Genomic DNA, 16,490 nt, shown 5'->3' with positions numbered 1-16,490 from the left:
GTGGCAGATCTCCCAAAGACCTTCACCCACCCCACCACCCCCCCACCCCCCCCCCCCCCCCCCCCTACCCCCCCCCCCCCCCCCCCCCCCCCCCCCCCCCCCCCCCCCCCCCCCCCCCCCCCCCCCCCCCCCCCCCCCCCCGCTTCGCTGTCGGCGGCTTCTTCGACGGCGCGGCCGCAGGCTCCCCGCCGGTGCCCCCTGGCGACCGTGTCACGCGGTGTCGGCGCGTACGACGACCGCGTAGGAGCCGACACCGAGGAGACGGTCGCCGGAGATGTCGCCGAGGGCCGTGTAGAGCGTGCGGACGTGTCCGGTGGCGTTGTCGAAGGCGATGTCCTTGACCGTGCCGTGCGCGCTGCCGAGTTCGGTCAGGACCCGGCGTCCCAGGGCCTCCTGATGGGCGGGAAGGCCGCCCTGCCCGGGATCGGCGGCGGTCCGGGAGCGCACGATGACGGCGTCCCGCCCCACCGCCTCGATCGCGTGCCAGGCGATGGTCGTCAGGTGCTTCGGGGCTCCGGAGAGGCGCAGGCAGGCGACGCTCCTGGTGTGCGCGTCCAGGGTCAGGCTCTCCACCCGCCCCAGCGGTTCGGCCTCGTCGGCGGTGATCACCGGAAGCCCCTGCGCCTGGGTGAACAGCATCATGCCGGGCCTCCTGCCTCGATCGTGGGACCGTCCGGGTACGACTGCGCGGTGTGTGCGCGAAACGCCTCGACCTGGGAACTGAAGCTCGGCAGGTCGTCGGCGACGAAGTGCCGGGCGTGCGCGGGGATCACCAGGGCTCGTCCGGAGACGGCCAGCGTCTCGCCGCGCGGGATGAACACCTTCCGCTGGTGACCGTCCAGGTGCTCCTCGGCGGCGATCTCGAAGCCGGCCACGCGTCCGCCGACGCCGGCCTCGATCACGACATCCAGGACGCGGCCGATCTCGGTGCCCTGATCGGTGAGCACGGGCGCGCCGATGACCTGGCCGTGTCCGGCGTCGCCGGCCGCGCCGGCCAAGTCCCGCTTCTCCAGCGCCGTCTCGCTGGTGATCATCACGGCGGACGGGCCGATGGCGTGCACGCCGGAGAAGGGCAGACTCTCCTTGAGCGGACCGGCCAGCAGCCCGCGCCCGCTCAGCGTGAAGCCGGTGATCCGGCCCGCGCGGGCGTCGAAGAGGGTGTCCCTGATCTGGGCGACGGCCTCGCCGCCCAGCGTCACCACCACCCGCTTGGTCAGCTCGGAAGCGAGCACGAGGGCGATCACTGCGAACCCTCCCGGTCGGTCACACGGCCCGAGCGCACCGCGATCACCGTTCCGCTACGGCGCTTGGCCTGAACCGCCACGGCCGCGGCGATGAGCAATCCCACCACCGCGACCACCAGGAGCACCCAGCCCCACCACACCATCACCGACCTCCTCGGGTCCGTCCTCGTCCTCGTCCAGCCGTCGTACTGTCCGGCGGCCCCTGGGCTATCCGGTTGCCCGCCGCGGGGGCTCGCAAGCCTTCCGTGCCACGGGGTGACCGGAACCGGCGAAAATGCCGAACAGCCCGGCCGGGCCGGGAAGTTCTGGAAGAGGAAGCGACTATTCCAGTATCCCGGGGAAACCGGAGTTCCACGACAGCCGTCACGAGACGGAACAGTGGCGGCCGATCGACAGCAATCGCAGCTTTCCTGGAAGGAATTCGTATGTCTGTGAGTCGTACGTTGGCCGTGTCCGTGATCTGCGCGACCGCCGCCATCGGCATCGCGGGCTGCTCCGACGACGATTCGTCGGACCAGCCGTTCCAGGGGCAGAGCGCGGACCAGGTGGCCGCCAAGGCGGTGACCGCCACCCGGAACGCCACCTCGCTGCGCATGGCCGGAAAGGTCTCGGCGGAGGGCCGGCCGCTGACGGTCGACTTCCATGTCGACACCCAGAAGAACTGCAAGGGCAGGATGGCGATGGAAAGCGGCTCGGCCGACGTCATCCACACCGGCCAGGCGACCTATGTCAAAGGCGACGAGAAGTTCTGGGCGGGTGCCGCACAGGACTCCCCGGGCGGACAGAAGCAGGCCCGGGCACTGAGCGACCGGTGGGTGAAGGTGCCGGTGGGCGATTCCCGTACGACGGGACTGTGCGACAAGCAGGGATTCCTCGCCGACATGGACAACGACAAGTCCGAGCGCAAGGGAATGACGAAGGGCGATGTCACCACGGTGGACGGCCGGAAGGCGATCCCGCTGAAGAAAAAGAAGGGGAGCGGCGAAACCATCGTCATGTACGTCGCCACCGAGGGAAAGCCGTACATTCTCAAGGTGGACCAGTCGGGCGGAAAGAGCCCGGGCACCGTCCACTTCTCGGACTACGGCAAGCCGGTCAAGGCGACGCCGCCGCCGGCCGACAAGGTCATCGACGGCACCAAGGCGGACAAGACGGCTTCCTGAGCGGGGCCGGCGTCGGCCTCCTCGGGCAGTCGAGGGTCAAGGACGCCAAGGGCGGCCCGGTGCACGGCCGGTGACGGTGGATGGAGGGAACGAGACCTTCCGGCCCGGTCCAGCCGTGCACGGGGCCGGGACCGCCCACGGCCGCGCGACCCCGACCCGGAGCGGTGAAACCGTCGCGCACCCCCGCGAGTCGACGCGTACGGGCCCGTCCAACTGCGCGGCCGGCGCTGTTCCGTGCAGAGCGGGACGCTCCACCGGGACCGTGCTTCCGGAGTGGTACGGTCTCTTCCGGCTGCCCTATGACGCGCTTGCGACACGCTCGGTCACCTAGCGTCCGGTCCGCGCGTTAGGGTGCGCGCGTGAATCTTCAAGTTGTCATCGGATCAGGGCCCGCCGGGGCCGCCACCGCGCGGCTGCTGGCCGAACAGGGCCACCGCGTACGGGTCATCACCCGGTCGGGCCGCGCCCCCGAGCCCGGCATCGAACACCTCGCACTGGACGCCGCGGACCCGGCGGCGCTCACCGAGGCCGTCCGCGGCGCGACCGCCGTCTACGGCTGTGCCGCACCCCCGTACCACCGCTGGACGACCGACTGGCCCCCGCTGGCAGCCTCCTTGCACACGGCGGCCGAGGCGACCGGAGCCGTCCTGGTCATGCTGGGCAACCTCTACGGTTACGGACCGGTGGACGGCCCGCTGACCGAGGACCTGCCGCTCGCCGCGACCGGACCCAAGGGCCGGGCGCGGGCCGCGGTCTGGGAACGGACCCGGGAACTGGCCGAGCAGGGACGGATCAAGGCGGTCGAGGTACGGGCCTCCGACTTCTTCGGACCCGGTGTGACCGACGGCGGACACCTGGCCGCACGGGTCGTGCCCCGGCTGCTGCGCGGCAAGCCGGTCTCCACGCTCGGCGACCCCGACGCCGCCCACAGCTGGAGCTACGTCCCCGACGTGGCCCGGGCCCTGGTGGAGGCCGCGGGCGAGGAACGCGCCTGGGGCAGGGCCTGGCACGTGCCGACCGCACCCCCCTCGTCCGTCCGCGAGATGGTGGACCGCCTCGCCGCCCAGGCGGGCACCGGGCCGGTCGCGGTCCGCCCACTGCCGCCGGCCGTCCTGGGCATCGCGTCGTTCTTCTCCCCGCTCCTGCGCGAACTACGGGAGATCCGCTACCAGTTCGACCGTCCCTTCGTCATCGACTCCACCGCCTACGAGGCCGCCTTCTCGGTGCGGGCCACCCCTGTCGAGGAACAGGTGGAGGCGACCGTGGACTGGTGGCGCGCCAGACAGGGTGAGGAGCAGTGAGAGCGGAAACGATGCGTTCTGCGCCGAGCGGGTCCGGGCGCCGGGACGACATAGCGGTCGTGGGCATGGCCTGCCGGTTCCCCGGCGCGCGGAACTGCAACGAGTACTGGCGGCTGCTGACCAGCCCGAAGCCGCAGTTCACCCGCATACCCGACGAGCGGTGGCGGGCCGCCGCCTTCCTCAGCGACTCCCTCCGGGACTCCTCCGCCGCCTACACCGACATCATGGCGACGCTGCCGGACGTGGGCCACTTCGACGCCGCCCACTACGGCATACCCCCGCGCCGGGCCCGGGCGATGGACCCGCAGCACCGGCTGCTGATCGACCTCGCCCGCGAGGCGATCCAGGACGCGGGCTGGGAGGCCGAGGGCTTCGACCGCGAGGAGACCTCGGTCATCACCTCCCTCACCGAGAGCGGGTACCGCGAGATCAGCACCCTGCCGATCCGGATGCGCCAGCTGGCCGGCGGCGAGTTCGGAGCCGGGGCGACCGGCTCCGCGGAGCTGGAGATGGTGCGCGCCGTCGACCGGCTGAACGGCACCTCCGTGGCCGGGCTGCTGCTCAACATGGGCCCCAACACCGTCAGTTCGGTCTTCGACCTGCACGGGGAGAGCTACGCGCTGGACGCGGCCTGCTCCGGCGGGCTCATGGCCGTGGCCAACGCCGTGCACGCGCTGCGGGCCGGCCGCACCCGTATCGCCCTCGCCGGCGGCGCCCAGCTGGCCCTGACCCCGGATCTGTTGGTCGGACTGTGCCGGATCGGCGCCATCTCGCGCAGCGGCCACTGCCTGCCGTTCGGCGCGGAGGCCGACGGCTTCGTCCTCGGCGAGGGCGCCGCCCTCCTGGTGCTGCGGCCCCTGGCCGACGCCCTGGCGGCCGGGGACCGGGTCTACGCGGTGATCCGCGGGGTGGGCTCGGCCAACGACGGGACGGTGCACGGCGGCATGCAGCCCCAGGCCGCCGGTCAGCTGCGCGCGCTGCGCCGGGCCTACCGCGACGCCGGCCTGACCCCGGACGCGGTGGGCTACCTGGAGGCGCACGGCACGGCGACCACGGTCGGGGACCCGGTGGAGATCCAGGCCCTGCGCGAGCTGCGCGGGGACAGCGGCTCGCACGCCTACCTCGGAGCAGTGAAGGCCGTGGTCGGGCACTCGCTCGGCGCCGCCGGCCTGGCGGGTCTCATGAAGGCCGCCCTGGCCGTGCACCACGGGATCGTCCCGCCGCAGCCCGCGTACGGGCTGGCCGACTCCGCCGGGCTCGACGCCGCGCGGCTGACCGTTCCGACCGAGGCGGTCCCGTGGCCGGACGCCGGGCAGCCGCGCCGGGCGGGGGTGAGCGCCTTCGGGTTCGGCGGCACCGGAGTCCACCTCGTGCTGGAGGAATGCGCACCGCGGCCGGCCCGCCCGGCACCCGAGGCGGGTCCGCACCTGCTGGTGCTCAGCGCTCGCGACCGCCCGGGGCTGGCCCGGCACGCCCGGGAGCTGGCGCACGTCATCGCCGCCGGCGAACCGCCGCTGGACCGGGTGGCCGACACCCTGGGCCGCCGCACGCTCCTCGCCGAACGGCTGGCCGTGGTGGCACAGGACGCCGCCGACGCCGTCGCCAGGCTGACCGAGGCGGCCGAGGCGGTGGCGGCGGGCCGCACGGGAGACATCGGGCCCGGGCAGCGGACCGGCACCGTGCCGCCGGACACGCCGGCGGACGCCGCCGGGCCGGTGCCGGGGCGGCTGTCCGGTGAGCCGCGCACGGCCGAGCTGCCGCGGCTGGCGGAGCACGCGGTCACCGGCCAGGAGCTGCGTCCCGACGGCGAGCGCCTGCCGCCGCTGACCCTGCCGCCGAGTCCGCTGGCCCCGCGCCGGCACTGGGTGGTGGACGCATCGGCCCGCGAGGCCGCCCCGGTGGGCCCCGCCCGGGCGGCGGGCGAACCGGAGGAGACGGTGGTGCCCGCGCCCCGGACGTCCGCCGCCTCCGCCGTCGTACGCGAGGAGGTGTCGCGGATCGGGGTCTTCCCGCCCTCCGACGTCCAGGAACGGATGGCACTCGTCGCCGACCTGGGCTTCGACTCGCTGATGCTGGAGGAACTGGAGGTGAGCATCGGCAACCGGTTGCCGGGCTTCCGCACCGAGGAGATGTACGAGCCGACGCTCACCGTCGCCCGGCTGATCGAGCTGGCCGCCGCGCATCCCGCCGGGGGGCCGGTCCGGGAGGGGCCCGCACCGCTCCCGTTCCCGCACGGCCGGCAGGAGCCCCGGTGGGACGCGGCGACCTCCCGCGTCGACGACTTCCCCGAGGTGCGGCGCTTCGAGGAACGCTTCGACGCGATCACGGGGAGCGGCGCGGACTACCCGTACTTCCGTGTCCACCAGGGCAACATCCGCGACACGACCGTGGTGGGCGACCGGTCGTACCTGTCCTTCGGCAGCTACAACTACCTGGGACTCTCCGGGCACCCGGCGGTCAACGAGGCCGCGCGCCGCGCGGTGGACCGGTACGGGACCTCGGTCTCCGCCAGCCGCGTGCTCTCCGGCGAACGTGATTTGACCGTGCGGCTGGAACGCGCGCTGGCCGATTTCCTCGGCGTCGAGGACTGTGTGGCCCTGGTGAGCGGTCACGCCACCAACGTCACCGCGATCGGGCACCTCGTCGGCCGGGACGACCTCGTTCTGCACGACGCGCTCGCCCACGACAGCATCCTCCAGGGCTGCGCGCTCTCCGGGGCGGCGCGACGCCCCTTCGCCCACAACGACGTCGGCCGGCTGGAACACCTGCTGCGGGCCAACCGGTCCCGGTTCCGGCGGGTGCTGATAGCCGTCGAGGGCGCCTACAGCATGGACGGCGACCTCGTCGACCTGCCGGCCCTGATCGAGCTGAAGAAGCGGTACGGCGCGCTGCTGATGGTCGACGAGGCGCACAGCATCGGCACCGTGGGCGAACGCGGGCGCGGCGTGGGCGAGTTCTTCGACGTCGACCGGTCCGACGTGGACCTGTGGATGGGGACCCTCTCCAAGGCCTTCGCGAGCTGCGGCGGTTACCTCGGCGGCTCCGCCAGGATGGTGCGGTGGCTGCGGCACACCCTGCCGGGCTTCGTCTACAGCGTCGGCCTGACCCCGGCGAACGCGGCGGCGGCGCTGGCGGCCACCGAGCTGATCGTCGCGGAACCGGAGCGGGTACGCACCCTGCGGCGCAACGCGGACCTCTTCCGTTCGCTGGCCACCGCGGCCGGCCTGGCGACGGGCGTCAGCGCCCACACCCCGATCGTGCCCTGTGTGCTCGGGGACTCCGCACGGACCCTCGGGGTCGCGGACCGGCTGTACGACCGCGGTGTCATAGCCGATCCGATCTTCCACCCCGCCGTGGAGGAGGGCCTGGCACGGCTGCGGTTCTTCGTCACCAGCGAACACCGCGAAGAGGACATCCGGCGGGTGGTGTCGGTGCTGGCCGAGGAGGTGAGGTCCGCCGGGGGATGACCGGGGCGTCTCAGATCAAGGTGCGTTCGATCCGGCTCAGCACGGCGTTGCCGCCCGTGGTCCCGCCTTGGCCGGCATCCTCTGCCGACGGCGCGCTCCGCTGCTCGCGGGTGGTCCCCACCTGCTGGGAGAGCAGGTAGGCGATGATCTCCGCCTCCTGTTCCTGGACGTCGTCGTAGGTGGCGCGCAGCAGCATGTCCCGCACGAGCTCGGGGTCGAGGTTGGGGAAGAGGAGGCGAGCGGTCGTCTCGTCGAGCAGGCCGGCCCCGCGATGGCAACAGATGATGTGACCCAGCTCGTGCAAGATGATGTGCTCCTGATGCGCGGTGGTGGTGTTGGCGTCGTAGAAGATGAGGTCCTCGTCCCGTGCGGCAACCCACATGCCGCACGGGTGCGACGCCGGCATCTGCATCGGCACGAGCGTGATCGGGCGGCCGCGGACACTCCCGAGGTGGAGGCAGAGTTCGGCCACGTCGGCCACGTCCGGAAGGTCCAGGGCGGCGATGCGCTGGGCACCGGCCTTGCGCAGCCGCTTGAGCTGACTGCGGCGGTCCTGCTCGGCCGGCCGACTCCTCCTGAGCCCTCTCACTGAGCCGGATCCCCTCCCTCCGCCTCGGGCACGTCGGTCACCGGGGGGAGCCCTTGCAACTGCCGGTACTGGTCCATGATGGCCGTGATCGCCTGGAGGTTCTCCCGCTTCATGCCGGCCGCCCGCATCGCCACGGCCCGCACCCCCGCCTGCCGCAACGCCTCGACGGCGGCCAACTCGCTCAGGACCGACTCGGCGACCTCGTCGTCGAAGAAGTAGGCGACCGACACGCCGAAGAACCGGGCCAGCGCCGCCAGGAGGTCCGGTGAGGGGTTGGAGCGCTTGCCCGTGCGCAACTGGGAGAGGTAGACGCCGCCGACCTTCAGGTCGGGGTTGTTCCGCTTCAGCTCCTCCGCCACCTCGGCGTTGGTCCAGTGCCTGCCCTTGGGGCGGACCGTCCTGAAGAGGCTGTCCAGGCGTGTGGCGAGCAGGGGTCGGTCGTCGGGCTCGGACACTGATCCTCCCTTCCGGTGCCCCTCGATGATGCCCTTGGCTATATGACAGTTTTCCAGATTAGCTGTCAGTTGACAATTGGGCATGGCTCCGCCAACGTTGAAGCGCGCCGATAGCTGGTAGCTAACTTGGCTCACGGGGGTGGCCGAGTCGGTTCCGGCTGATCCGGTCGGGCCTGTCCCAGGGGGTGGGCAGGCCTGACCGGAAGGTGCCGCTCGGCCCGTGTCCCGCCGCAGATCCGGCGGCGGGACACGGGCACGAGAAGACCCGCCCGGTCCGACGGGGGAACGGACCGGGCGGGAGCTCAACGAGCCTTGCCGAGCTTACGGTAGGCGGTGGCGACTTGGGTGAGCCATGCGGTCTCCGCCGCGAAGTTGTCCGAATCACGATCTTCGAAGTGCGCGGTGTCCTTGTTGTCGTCGGGAATGGTGCCGGCGCGCTTGGCGCGCAGCGCCTGCCGGATCTGGGCGGCCTCGGCGAAGGCCTGCCGCGACTCCTCGCCCGCCTGCGGGCGGGGCCCGCCCGTGCCGCCGGCGCTGCGGTCCATGTAGGGACGCAGATCCCGCCAGCCGTCCCGTATCTCCACGACCCGCCGGTGGAGGCGGTAGTCGAGGTCGGCGACCGAGGCCGCGGGCGGCTCCAGGACGATGTCCGGGGAGGACTCGTACAAGTCCCGCCAGAGCGGATACAGGACACGGTAGGAGTGGTAGGTGTCCACCCACTCCACCAGCCTGACGGCCGGCGCGCCCCAGGAGGGCACGGTCAGGCTGAGGGAGAGGATCACGATGCCCGCCGCGCTGAAGAGGTTGGAGGCGAGCGTCCAGGCGCCGATGTCGACCCCGGCCGCGGCGGTGAGGATGTTGACCGTCCTCGCCGAGCAGTAGAGGAAGAGGACCACCGCGGCGACGGAGAGCAGCCGCAGCGCCTGCCGCAGCGAGGGCTTGTCGGACATCCGGGCGTAGGGCCCGCACTGGCGGAAGATGGTGACGCAGGGCACCGCCTGGGAGACGATGAAGAGCAACAGGTAGGTGAGGACCAGCGGATGGCCGCTGCCGGTGTCGAAGTCGGAGGCCGGCCGGCCGGTGCCGTCGGCGACGAGGAAGAGCACCGTCAGCAGGACGTCCAGGGCGACTCCGGTGATCAGCCAGTAGCGGCTCAAGCGTGCCGCCTCCGTCTCGGAGGCCGCCCAGTGCAGCAGGATGATCTGCGCGCTGACACAGAAGGCGACCGCCGAGAGGTGCATCACCAGGATGGCGAGATTGTCCACGCCCAGGAGGGCGCCGTCGCCCATGGCGACGGCGCCCATCGTGAAGGTGAGCGACTGCAGGAGCAGAGTGATCACCAGTGTGCGGTAGGCGCTGTCCCGCCAGTTGCGGCGCACCTGGCACAGCCGGTAGACGAGGGCGGCGTACGAGGACAGCGCCGCGATGACGAAGCAGAGTGTTCTGATGGTGGTCACGGCCCGATTCCTGGGAAGCCGCGCGGGCGGCGGACGGCTCAGTCGGTCTTCTCGGCGGTGTTCTCGTCCACGGGGACTTCCAGGCCGATGCCCTCGGCCGCCACGGCGACGGCGAAGTCGAAGAAGGCGGTCTCGTCCCGGACGCTGTCGTGCGTGCGGCTGAAGACCTGGAACACCAGCAGCCCGATCAGACCGCTCCACAGCACGATGCCGCGCTCGATGAGGTCGGAGAAGGGGGCCTCGGGCGTGCCGCCGAAGAGGGCCACGGCTTCCGGCCGCAGCAGCGGCGGCCCGGGCACCGCCCGCCGGGGCGGGGTGAGTTCACCGGCCTCCAGCGCGGACCGCACGATCCCGGCCAGCACCGCGGGTGTGCGTGAGGCCGGCGGCACGGTGTCCTGCGGGGCGTCGTAGCCGGGAACGGGGGAGCCGTAGATCAGCGTGAATTCGGCGGTGTTGTCGAAGGACCACCGCCGCAGCGCCCGGGCGGCCGCGAGCAGCCGTGCGCCCGCCGACGCCCCGGTGTCCCGGGCGGCCTGGTCGGCCCGCTCCATGGCGGCCCCGGACGCGTTGTAGGCGTCGATGATGAGGGCGGTCAGCAGATCGTCGCGGTGCGGGAAGACGGCGGCCACGTCGGAGCGGGGCAGGCCGCCGGCCTCGGCGACGGCGTCCAGGGACAACTGCCCGGCCCCCAGGGTCCCCAGCAGCCGGCGTGCGGTGGTCTTGATGGCCTCCACGCGTCCGACGGTCTCGTCGGCGGCGGGACTTGTTCCGGATTCCATGGTCAAACCGTACCTGTCAGTCACCACGGCGAGGGAGGCGGTTCGGCAGCCGCCGTGACCGTGCCGCCGGGATCCGGCCACGCGCGGGGCAACGGGCGTGCGGGGGCGAGGCGTTGGCGGACAGGCGGCCGGCTGCCCGCCGGGCGGGTACGAGGCCCGGCGGGCCCGGAACGGATCCTCGGTTCGTCCGGCGGGCAGGGCTCCTGCCTCCGGCCGGCCGCGGACGGCCGTACGTTGCTCCCCGTCCCGCCGGGACAGCCGATCGGGCCCGGCGCGAACGGCCTGTCCGACGCCGTGGCCGCCGGGACGGCCGGCCGGGTGCGCTTCCGCCGCAGGGCCCGGCGCGGGCGTCCCCGGCGCGGTCGGCGCTCGCCGCCGAGTCCGCTTCAGGCCGTGAGGGATCCCGTTCGGCCGGCGTACTCCCGCAGCCCCTTCGTCGTGTCGCCCGCCCAGCCCACGTATCCGTCCGGGCGGATCAGGAAGACGCCCGGGCCGTAGGAGGCCGGGGGAGCGGGGAGCGAAGGGAGTCCGGGGAGGGTCGCTCCCAGCAGGGTCCAGTGCGGCCCCCGGAACGTGTCGAAGAGCCGTACGCCCGCCACCGTGCCGTCGGGGGCGCGGTCACCCGCGCGCAGCCCTGCGGACTGTCGGCGCGTGTCGACGCTGAGGGACGATTCCCGGTAGCCCACCCCCAGCTGCACCGTCGCCCTGCCGCGCCGCACCTCTCCGCGGTGCACGCCCGTCGACAGCTCCAGCATGGCCGCGGCGTTCGCCCGGCGCTCCTCCTCGTAGGTGTCCAGCAGCGCGTCCGGCGCACCGCCCCGCAGCACCGCGCCCAGCTTCCAGCCCAGGTTGTAGGCGTCCTGCACGCTGGTGTTCAGGCCCTGGGCGCCGGCCGGCGAGTGCACGTGCGCGGCATCGCCCGCGAGGAACACCCGGCCCGCCCGGAACCGGTCCGCCAGGGCCGCTCGCGGCCGGAAGTCGGACGCCCAGCCCACCTCCGTCACGTCCTGCGCGTCCAGGTGCGTGCGGCGGGCGACCAGCTTGCGGATGCCGTCGGGGGACACGTCCGGCCGCTCTGCCTCCGGCAGGCGGGCCGCCAGCTGGAAGTCCTCCGTTCCGGCCAGCGGGCACAGCCCCAGGAAGCCGCCGTCGTCCCCGGGGAAGGCGTGCCAGTGGTTCCGGTCCAGGCCCCTCAGACGCAGGTCCGCCACCACGAACGGCGCGGGGTCGACCGTCTCCCCGGCCATGTCCACCCCCAGCGCCTGCCGGACCGCCGAGCGCCCGCCGTCGGCCGCGACCAGGTACCGGGCGCGCAGTGCCGTACCGTCGGCGAACCGCGCCGTCACGCCCTGTCCGTCCTGCGTCAGGCCCGTCACCTCGCGCCCGAAGGCGACCTTGCCCCCCAGCCGGGTCAGCCGCGCGTGCAGCACCTCCTGCGTCCGCCACTGCGGAATCATCAGCGGCTCGCTGTAGGGCACGCCCTCGTCCGCGTCCAGCTTCTCGAACATCGACTCCTCGCCGAGCCGTTCGCCGTCCTTCCAGATCATCCGGTCCGGGTAGGGACCGCCGGCCGCCCGGATCGCGTCCAGCACGCCGAGGTCGTCGAAGACCTCCTGGGTGCGCGGCTGGAGCCCCTTGCCGCGCGAGCCGGGGAACAGGCGCCCGCCCCGCTCCACCACCAGCGCGTCCACACCCCGCCGCGCCAGATCGATCCCGAGGGTCAGACCGGTCGGGCCGGCGCCCACGATCAGAACATCCATGACATTTCTCCTTAACAACGTTAAGTTCCGTGTTTCGAGAGACTGCACTTAACGCTGTTAAGCTGTCAAGCGTGAGTACGGACAAACGCGCCCCCCTCGACCGCGAGCGGGTCGCCGACACCGCCCTGCGCCTGCTGAACGAGGTCGGCCTGGACGGGCTGACCCTGCGCGCCATCGCCAGGGAACTGGATGTCAAGGCACCCGCCCTGTACTGGCACTTCAAGGACAAACAGGCGCTGCTGGACGAGATGGCGACACGGATGTACCGGCGGATGCTCGCCCGTACCGCGCTCGACCCCGCCGACACCTGGCGGGAACGGCTGCTCGCCGTCAACCGCGGCCTGCGGACCGCGCTGCTCGGCTACCGCGACGGCGCCCGGGTCTTCAGCGGCACACGCTTCACGACGTCGGACCACGCCCCCGCCCTGGAGGCGAACCTGCGGCTGCTGACCGGGGCCGGACTCGGCCTCGCCCAGGCGGTCGACGCGGGCCGCACCGCGAACGCCTACACCATCGGCTTCGTCATCGAGGAACAGGGCGTGCAGCCCCTCCCGGGCGAGCGCCGGGAAGGGTTCGACGTCGAGGACCGCGCCCGCCGCCTGGCCGGCTTCCCCCTCGCCGCAGAGGCCGGCGGCCTGCTCTTCGACGACTACGACCGGCAGTTCGAGGAGGGCCTGGCGCTCGTCGTCGCCGGCATCGGCGCGCGCTACGGCCTCACCTGAGCACACCACCCGGTGCGCGCCGTGACGCGGCGGCCCGCGTCGACGCGGCAACTCCCCCTCCCGCTCGTCTCGTTGGAGGGCCGTTCGCCGGTCCGGCACAGAGGATCGCCCGCCTCGGCGGCGGTCGCCCGAGGGGGCGATCATGAAGCCTGTCCGCTCGAACGAGGAGGAGCCATGCAGGTGGAGCAAGTGGACTGGGTCGGGATTCCGGCCGGGACGGTGCGCCGGGGTACACCGGCCGACGAAGTGGCGGCTGTGGCCCGCCGCTACGCGGACACCGGCGTGCCGCTGGAGTGGTACCTGAAGGAGGCCCCGCGCGCGGAGATCCACGTCCCGGCGTTCCGGATCGCCCGCACCCCGGTCACGGCAGGCCAGTGGGCGCTCTTCGCGGCGGCCACCGGCAGGCCGCTCCCGCAGGCGCCGGCGGACCACCCGGTCATCGGGGTCTCCTGGGAGGAGGCGGCGGCCTACTGCCGATGGCTCGGGGAGCGGCTCGGCGGTCTCGCGGTGCGGCTGCCCACGGAGGACGAGTGGGAGCGTGCCGCGCGGGGCGACGACAGCCGGGAGTTCCCGTGGGGCGACGAGTACCGCACCGGCCTGGCCAATCTGGTGGACCTCGGGATCGGCACCACGACACCCGTCGGCTCGTTCCCCGAGGGCGCCAGCCCCTTCGGGGTGCTGGACATGGCCGGCAACGCCGACGAGTGGACCTCCACCCTCTACGCCCCCTACCCGGGCGCGCCCGCCGGCGTTCCGCACACCGAAGACTGGGCCTTCGACCCGCACATCACCCGGGGCGGCGCCTTCCGGCACGACCGGGACCTGGCCCGCTGCGCCCGCAGGCACGGCGCCTACGAACCGGACCTGGAAGCGATCGGCGTCGGCTTCCGCCTGGCGGCCCCGGCCGCGTAGGAGCGGACGCCGGACGCCCGCCGCCGTGTCAGCCTCCATGATGTAATAACTCAAAGACGAGCGCACCTATTACCGACTGAGGGAGGGGCCGTGCCCTTCAGGACCACCGCCGAGGCGGTACGCGCATGGGTCGAGGGCTGGGTCGTCTCGCGTGGCGCGGCCCGGCCGACGCCCCGGCCCTGGGGGTTCACCGTGGACGTCGGCCTGCCCAAGGAGGTCGCCCGGCACGTCGTCACCACCGCGGACGAGGCGACCGTCCGCGAGCTGGCCGAGAACACCGCCGTCCCCGGCATCCCCCTCAAGGCGTTCGTGCCGGCGCGCACCCTGAAGGCGTGGCTGCCGCCGGGCTGGGTCCTCCTGGACGGCCACGCCGCCCTCATGGCCGTAGGGCTGGCCGCCGGGCCGACCCCGCTCCGCCTCCCCGGCGGCTACCGGCTGCACACCTGGGACCGGGCCGACGTCACCCGCGTGGTGGTCCGCGCCGCCGACGGCGCCTTCGCCGCGCGCGGGCGGATCGCGGTCACCGGCCCGACCGCCGTGGTCGGCCCGCCAGGGTGCGCGGGCGGCCGTACTGGGCGCGACCGAGGAAGGCCGCGCCCTGTACGAGACCATGGGCTGGCGGACGATCGCTCCGCTGAGCGCCGCCGTCCGGGACCCGGGAAGCGCCGGGAGCTAGCACCACCGCGGCGCGGGACCCGTCACCCGCGGTGCCGCGCGGACGGGCCGGAGCCGGCCGCCGGTGCCGCCGCCGAGCCGGGCCCGGAGGTCTGGCCATCGCCCCCGCCGTTCCCGCCGATTTGACGAACGGCCGCGCGGCGGACGAGAGTTGGCCCGGCTTCCGGGCACCGGCCGCCGACCGGGCGTTTTTCCGCTGCCGGTGGTGTCGTCGGCCGGGCGGACGCCACGGCCCGCCGGGACGGGAGATCGCCGCCGGCGGCGGGGCCCGAATGTCGGATCATGGCCTGAAACTCCGTTGTACGGAATGTTTCGGCAACGTGAAAAAAGCGTGCTTGACAAGCGGTGATCGCGATAAAAGACGTGATGGTGCCGTTGCGCCCCTGGATTCATTGCTTCCGTTTTCCTGTTTTCGCTCTCCTGTTTCCGGCCGTATTCCGGAGGGTGTGTTGCATGTCTCGTCGTGCCTCGTGTTGGCTATGCCCTGGGCCGAGCGCCTCGTGATCAATGAGAGGGAAGCTGCTTATGGCGAGGGTTAAGATCAATCCTGCTCGATACAGCCAGTTCGGGCCGGCGGAGGGAAGTATCTTCTGCCTGATTACGAACCGGGAACTCGAGAACGAGCTGGAGATCGTCAAGGAAGCGCCGTACGCCGAATATCGGACGATCTTTATCGGCAAGGGCGACGACTTCGAGACCATGCTGGCTGACGGAACCATTCCTCAGCAGTCGCACTCCCTGGTCGTCTCGCCGTACCGCTTTTTTGAATCGCCCTCGGAAGAAGCCCTCGGCCCGCGCCGCAAGCTGATGGGGATGGCCTGCAACTCGACGCCCGCGGACCTCGAGATCATCCGGCACTTCATCGGTGTCATCGAGAACACCTCCGCCAAGGAGCAGGGCGAGTTCAGCGACCGCTTCTTCGAGCTGGCCGAGACCACGGACCACCTGATCTACGTCGACGAGCGGCACGGCACCCGCGCCGTACTCGACCACCTCGCCGAGGACCTGATCTGGAATCAGCAGGCCGGCCCCCTCGAATGGGGAGAGCAGCAGATCGTCCCCTCCGGGGAGATCAGTGTGCTGCCGATGCAGATCGTCGAATTCGACGAAAAGCTGCACCTCCCGCTCGAAGGCAGCATCGCCTTCCGCGGATTCCCCATCCTGCACAGCGGTACGCCGTCGTTCACGCGCAGGGACCAGGCCCGCCTGTCCGGCAAGCTCGCCGGCCTGGAACACGAAGCGATCGTCTGCGACGTCACCAAAGGCACGATCACCTCCCTGCGTCCCTTCCGGAAGGAAGGCGCCGAGGTCGCCAAGGTCTTCGAGGCCATGTTCGAGATCGACTCGCGCTATGCGCTGGTCTGGGAGATCGGACACGCCCTCAACACCAGCCTGGACATTCTTCCGGGCAACCATGCCATGAACGAGGTGTACGGCGGTGAACGAGGCTGCCTCCACTGGGGACTGGGTCTCACGCCCTTCACCCAGTACCACCTCGACATCATCTCGCCCGACACCACCGTCTACACCGAAAACGGAGACGTGGTCCTGGGCGACAAAGGCGGCGCTCCCAGCGTTCGCATGGCCTCCGTCAGCTGACCGGGCCATGAACGAATCGCACGAGCGTGAAATTCACGACGAAAGGAGGTGGCGGCCATGAAGAAGACCATCAAGGTGCGCAAGAACAGCAACTACCTCGGCACCCTCCTGGGCTGAGCCGGGTAGTCGGGCCGGTTTCCCTGGCCCGCCGCCTGTCGGATCGAGTGTCGGTTTGGGGGTGTGCGCCATGAAGAAGACCATCAAGGTCCGCAAGAACAGCAACTACCTCGGCACCCTGCTGGGCTGAGCCGGGTAGTCGGGCCGGTTTCCGGGGCCCGCCGCCTGTCGGATCGAGTGTCGGTTTGGGGGTGTGCGCCATGAAGAAGACCATCAAGGTCCGCAAGAACAGCAACTACCTCGGCACCCT

At 72.1% G+C, this 16,490-nt stretch carries 15 protein-coding genes; 7 read left to right on the top strand and 8 right to left on the bottom strand.

Annotated elements, in window-relative coordinates; genetic code table 11:
• Positions 1 to 210 precede the first annotated feature (210 nt).
• From ACZ4W9_RS39720 to ACZ4W9_RS39710, 3 genes are read right to left on the bottom strand one after another with little or no spacing between them, the layout of a single operon-like run.
• Positions 211 to 642 (bottom strand): PRC-barrel domain-containing protein, encoded by a 432-nt coding sequence (locus ACZ4W9_RS39720; protein ID WP_467944113.1) that lies wholly within the window; start codon positions 640 to 642, stop codon positions 211 to 213.
• Positions 639 to 1,244 (bottom strand): PRC-barrel domain-containing protein, encoded by a 606-nt coding sequence (locus tag ACZ4W9_RS39715; RefSeq protein ID WP_467944112.1) that lies wholly within the window; start codon positions 1,242 to 1,244, stop codon positions 639 to 641. Before ACZ4W9_RS39715 ends, ACZ4W9_RS39720 begins: the two co-directional genes overlap by 4 nt.
• Complete coding sequence (locus ACZ4W9_RS39710) at positions 1,241 to 1,390, bottom strand: hypothetical protein (RefSeq protein WP_467944114.1); 150 nt, start codon at positions 1,388 to 1,390, stop codon at positions 1,241 to 1,243. The genes ACZ4W9_RS39715 and ACZ4W9_RS39710 overlap by 4 nt, the downstream gene beginning before the upstream one ends.
• A gap of 279 nt (positions 1,391 to 1,669) precedes the next feature.
• Between ACZ4W9_RS39710 and ACZ4W9_RS39705 the strand changes: the two genes are divergently transcribed.
• The 3 genes from ACZ4W9_RS39705 to ACZ4W9_RS39695 all read left to right on the top strand — a co-directional run bounded on the left by ACZ4W9_RS39705 (position 1,670) and on the right by ACZ4W9_RS39695 (position 7,175).
• Complete coding sequence (locus ACZ4W9_RS39705) at positions 1,670 to 2,407, top strand: hypothetical protein (RefSeq protein ID WP_467944111.1); 738 nt, start codon at positions 1,670 to 1,672, stop codon at positions 2,405 to 2,407.
• Positions 2,408 to 2,766: 359 nt separating this feature from the next.
• Positions 2,767 to 3,708, top strand: coding sequence for an NAD-dependent epimerase/dehydratase family protein (locus ACZ4W9_RS39700; RefSeq protein ID WP_467944110.1), 942 nt, complete (start codon positions 2,767 to 2,769; stop codon positions 3,706 to 3,708).
• A gap of 11 nt (positions 3,709 to 3,719) precedes the next feature.
• Positions 3,720 to 7,175 carry an aminotransferase class I/II-fold pyridoxal phosphate-dependent enzyme gene (locus ACZ4W9_RS39695; RefSeq protein ID WP_467944109.1) on the top strand — a complete coding sequence of 1,152 codons (3,456 nt, stop codon included), beginning with the start codon at positions 3,720 to 3,722 and terminating at the stop codon, positions 7,173 to 7,175.
• A 10-nt stretch (positions 7,176 to 7,185) separates the two neighbouring features.
• Here ACZ4W9_RS39695 and ACZ4W9_RS39690 read toward each other — a convergent pair whose 3' ends face one another.
• From ACZ4W9_RS39690 to ACZ4W9_RS39670, 5 genes are all read right to left on the bottom strand, one after another.
• Positions 7,186 to 7,764, bottom strand: a complete 579-nt coding sequence (locus ACZ4W9_RS39690) for a toxin (RefSeq protein WP_467944108.1) — start codon at positions 7,762 to 7,764, stop codon at positions 7,186 to 7,188.
• The gene (locus tag ACZ4W9_RS39685) at positions 7,761 to 8,219 is read right to left on the bottom strand and encodes a helix-turn-helix domain-containing protein (protein ID WP_467944107.1); all 459 of its coding nucleotides are present in this window, start codon (positions 8,217 to 8,219) and stop codon (positions 7,761 to 7,763) included. Before ACZ4W9_RS39685 ends, ACZ4W9_RS39690 begins: the two co-directional genes overlap by 4 nt.
• A gap of 302 nt (positions 8,220 to 8,521) precedes the next feature.
• On the bottom strand, positions 8,522 to 9,676 hold the full coding sequence (locus ACZ4W9_RS39680) for an MAB_1171c family putative transporter (RefSeq protein ID WP_467944106.1): 1,155 nt from the start codon (positions 9,674 to 9,676) through the stop codon (positions 8,522 to 8,524).
• 38 nt (positions 9,677 to 9,714) lie between these two features.
• Entirely contained in the window at positions 9,715 to 10,455 is a 741-nt protein-coding gene (locus ACZ4W9_RS39675) for a TetR/AcrR family transcriptional regulator (protein WP_467944105.1), read from the bottom strand.
• Positions 10,456 to 10,841: 386 nt separating this feature from the next.
• Entirely contained in the window at positions 10,842 to 12,215 is a 1,374-nt protein-coding gene (locus ACZ4W9_RS39670) for an FAD-dependent monooxygenase (RefSeq protein WP_467944104.1), read from the bottom strand.
• Between the two features lie 71 nt (positions 12,216 to 12,286).
• Between ACZ4W9_RS39670 and ACZ4W9_RS39665 the strand changes: the two genes are divergently transcribed.
• From ACZ4W9_RS39665 to ACZ4W9_RS39650, 4 genes are all read left to right on the top strand, one after another.
• Entirely contained in the window at positions 12,287 to 12,937 is a 651-nt protein-coding gene (locus ACZ4W9_RS39665) for a TetR/AcrR family transcriptional regulator C-terminal domain-containing protein (RefSeq protein ID WP_467944103.1), read from the top strand.
• A gap of 174 nt (positions 12,938 to 13,111) precedes the next feature.
• Positions 13,112 to 13,849, top strand: a complete 738-nt coding sequence (locus tag ACZ4W9_RS39660) for a formylglycine-generating enzyme family protein (RefSeq protein WP_467944102.1) — start codon at positions 13,112 to 13,114, stop codon at positions 13,847 to 13,849.
• Positions 13,850 to 13,939: 90 nt separating this feature from the next.
• Positions 13,940 to 14,650 carry a GNAT family N-acetyltransferase gene (locus ACZ4W9_RS39655; RefSeq protein WP_467944101.1) on the top strand — a complete coding sequence of 237 codons (711 nt, stop codon included), beginning with the start codon at positions 13,940 to 13,942 and terminating at the stop codon, positions 14,648 to 14,650.
• A 399-nt stretch (positions 14,651 to 15,049) separates the two neighbouring features.
• The gene (locus ACZ4W9_RS39650; RefSeq protein WP_467944100.1) at positions 15,050 to 16,123 is read left to right on the top strand and encodes a hypothetical protein; all 1,074 of its coding nucleotides are present in this window, start codon (positions 15,050 to 15,052) and stop codon (positions 16,121 to 16,123) included.
• The last annotated feature ends 367 nt before the right edge of the window (positions 16,124 to 16,490 follow it).

It is taken from the genome of Streptomyces sp. NPDC029296 (genome assembly GCF_055569255.1).
Note: the sequence above shows the minus strand (reverse complement) of the source record. Positions and strands in the feature narration are given on the sequence as shown.

Excerpts from the sequence above, each read along its gene's own strand:
- ACZ4W9_RS39720 (WP_467944113.1), bottom strand. The coding sequence starts at position 642 with ATGATGCTGTTCACCCAGGCGCAGGGGCTTCCGGTGATCACCGCCGAC.
- ACZ4W9_RS39705 (WP_467944111.1), top strand. The coding sequence starts at position 1,670 with ATGTCTGTGAGTCGTACGTTGGCCGTGTCCGTGATCTGCGCGACCGCC.
- ACZ4W9_RS39695 (WP_467944109.1), top strand. The coding sequence starts at position 3,720 with ATGCGTTCTGCGCCGAGCGGGTCCGGGCGCCGGGACGACATAGCGGTC.
- ACZ4W9_RS39675 (WP_467944105.1), bottom strand. The coding sequence starts at position 10,455 with ATGGAATCCGGAACAAGTCCCGCCGCCGACGAGACCGTCGGACGCGTG.
- ACZ4W9_RS39670 (WP_467944104.1), bottom strand. The coding sequence starts at position 12,215 with ATGGATGTTCTGATCGTGGGCGCCGGCCCGACCGGTCTGACCCTCGGG.
- ACZ4W9_RS39660 (WP_467944102.1), top strand. The coding sequence starts at position 13,112 with ATGCAGGTGGAGCAAGTGGACTGGGTCGGGATTCCGGCCGGGACGGTG.
- ACZ4W9_RS39650 (WP_467944100.1), top strand. The coding sequence starts at position 15,050 with ATGGCGAGGGTTAAGATCAATCCTGCTCGATACAGCCAGTTCGGGCCG.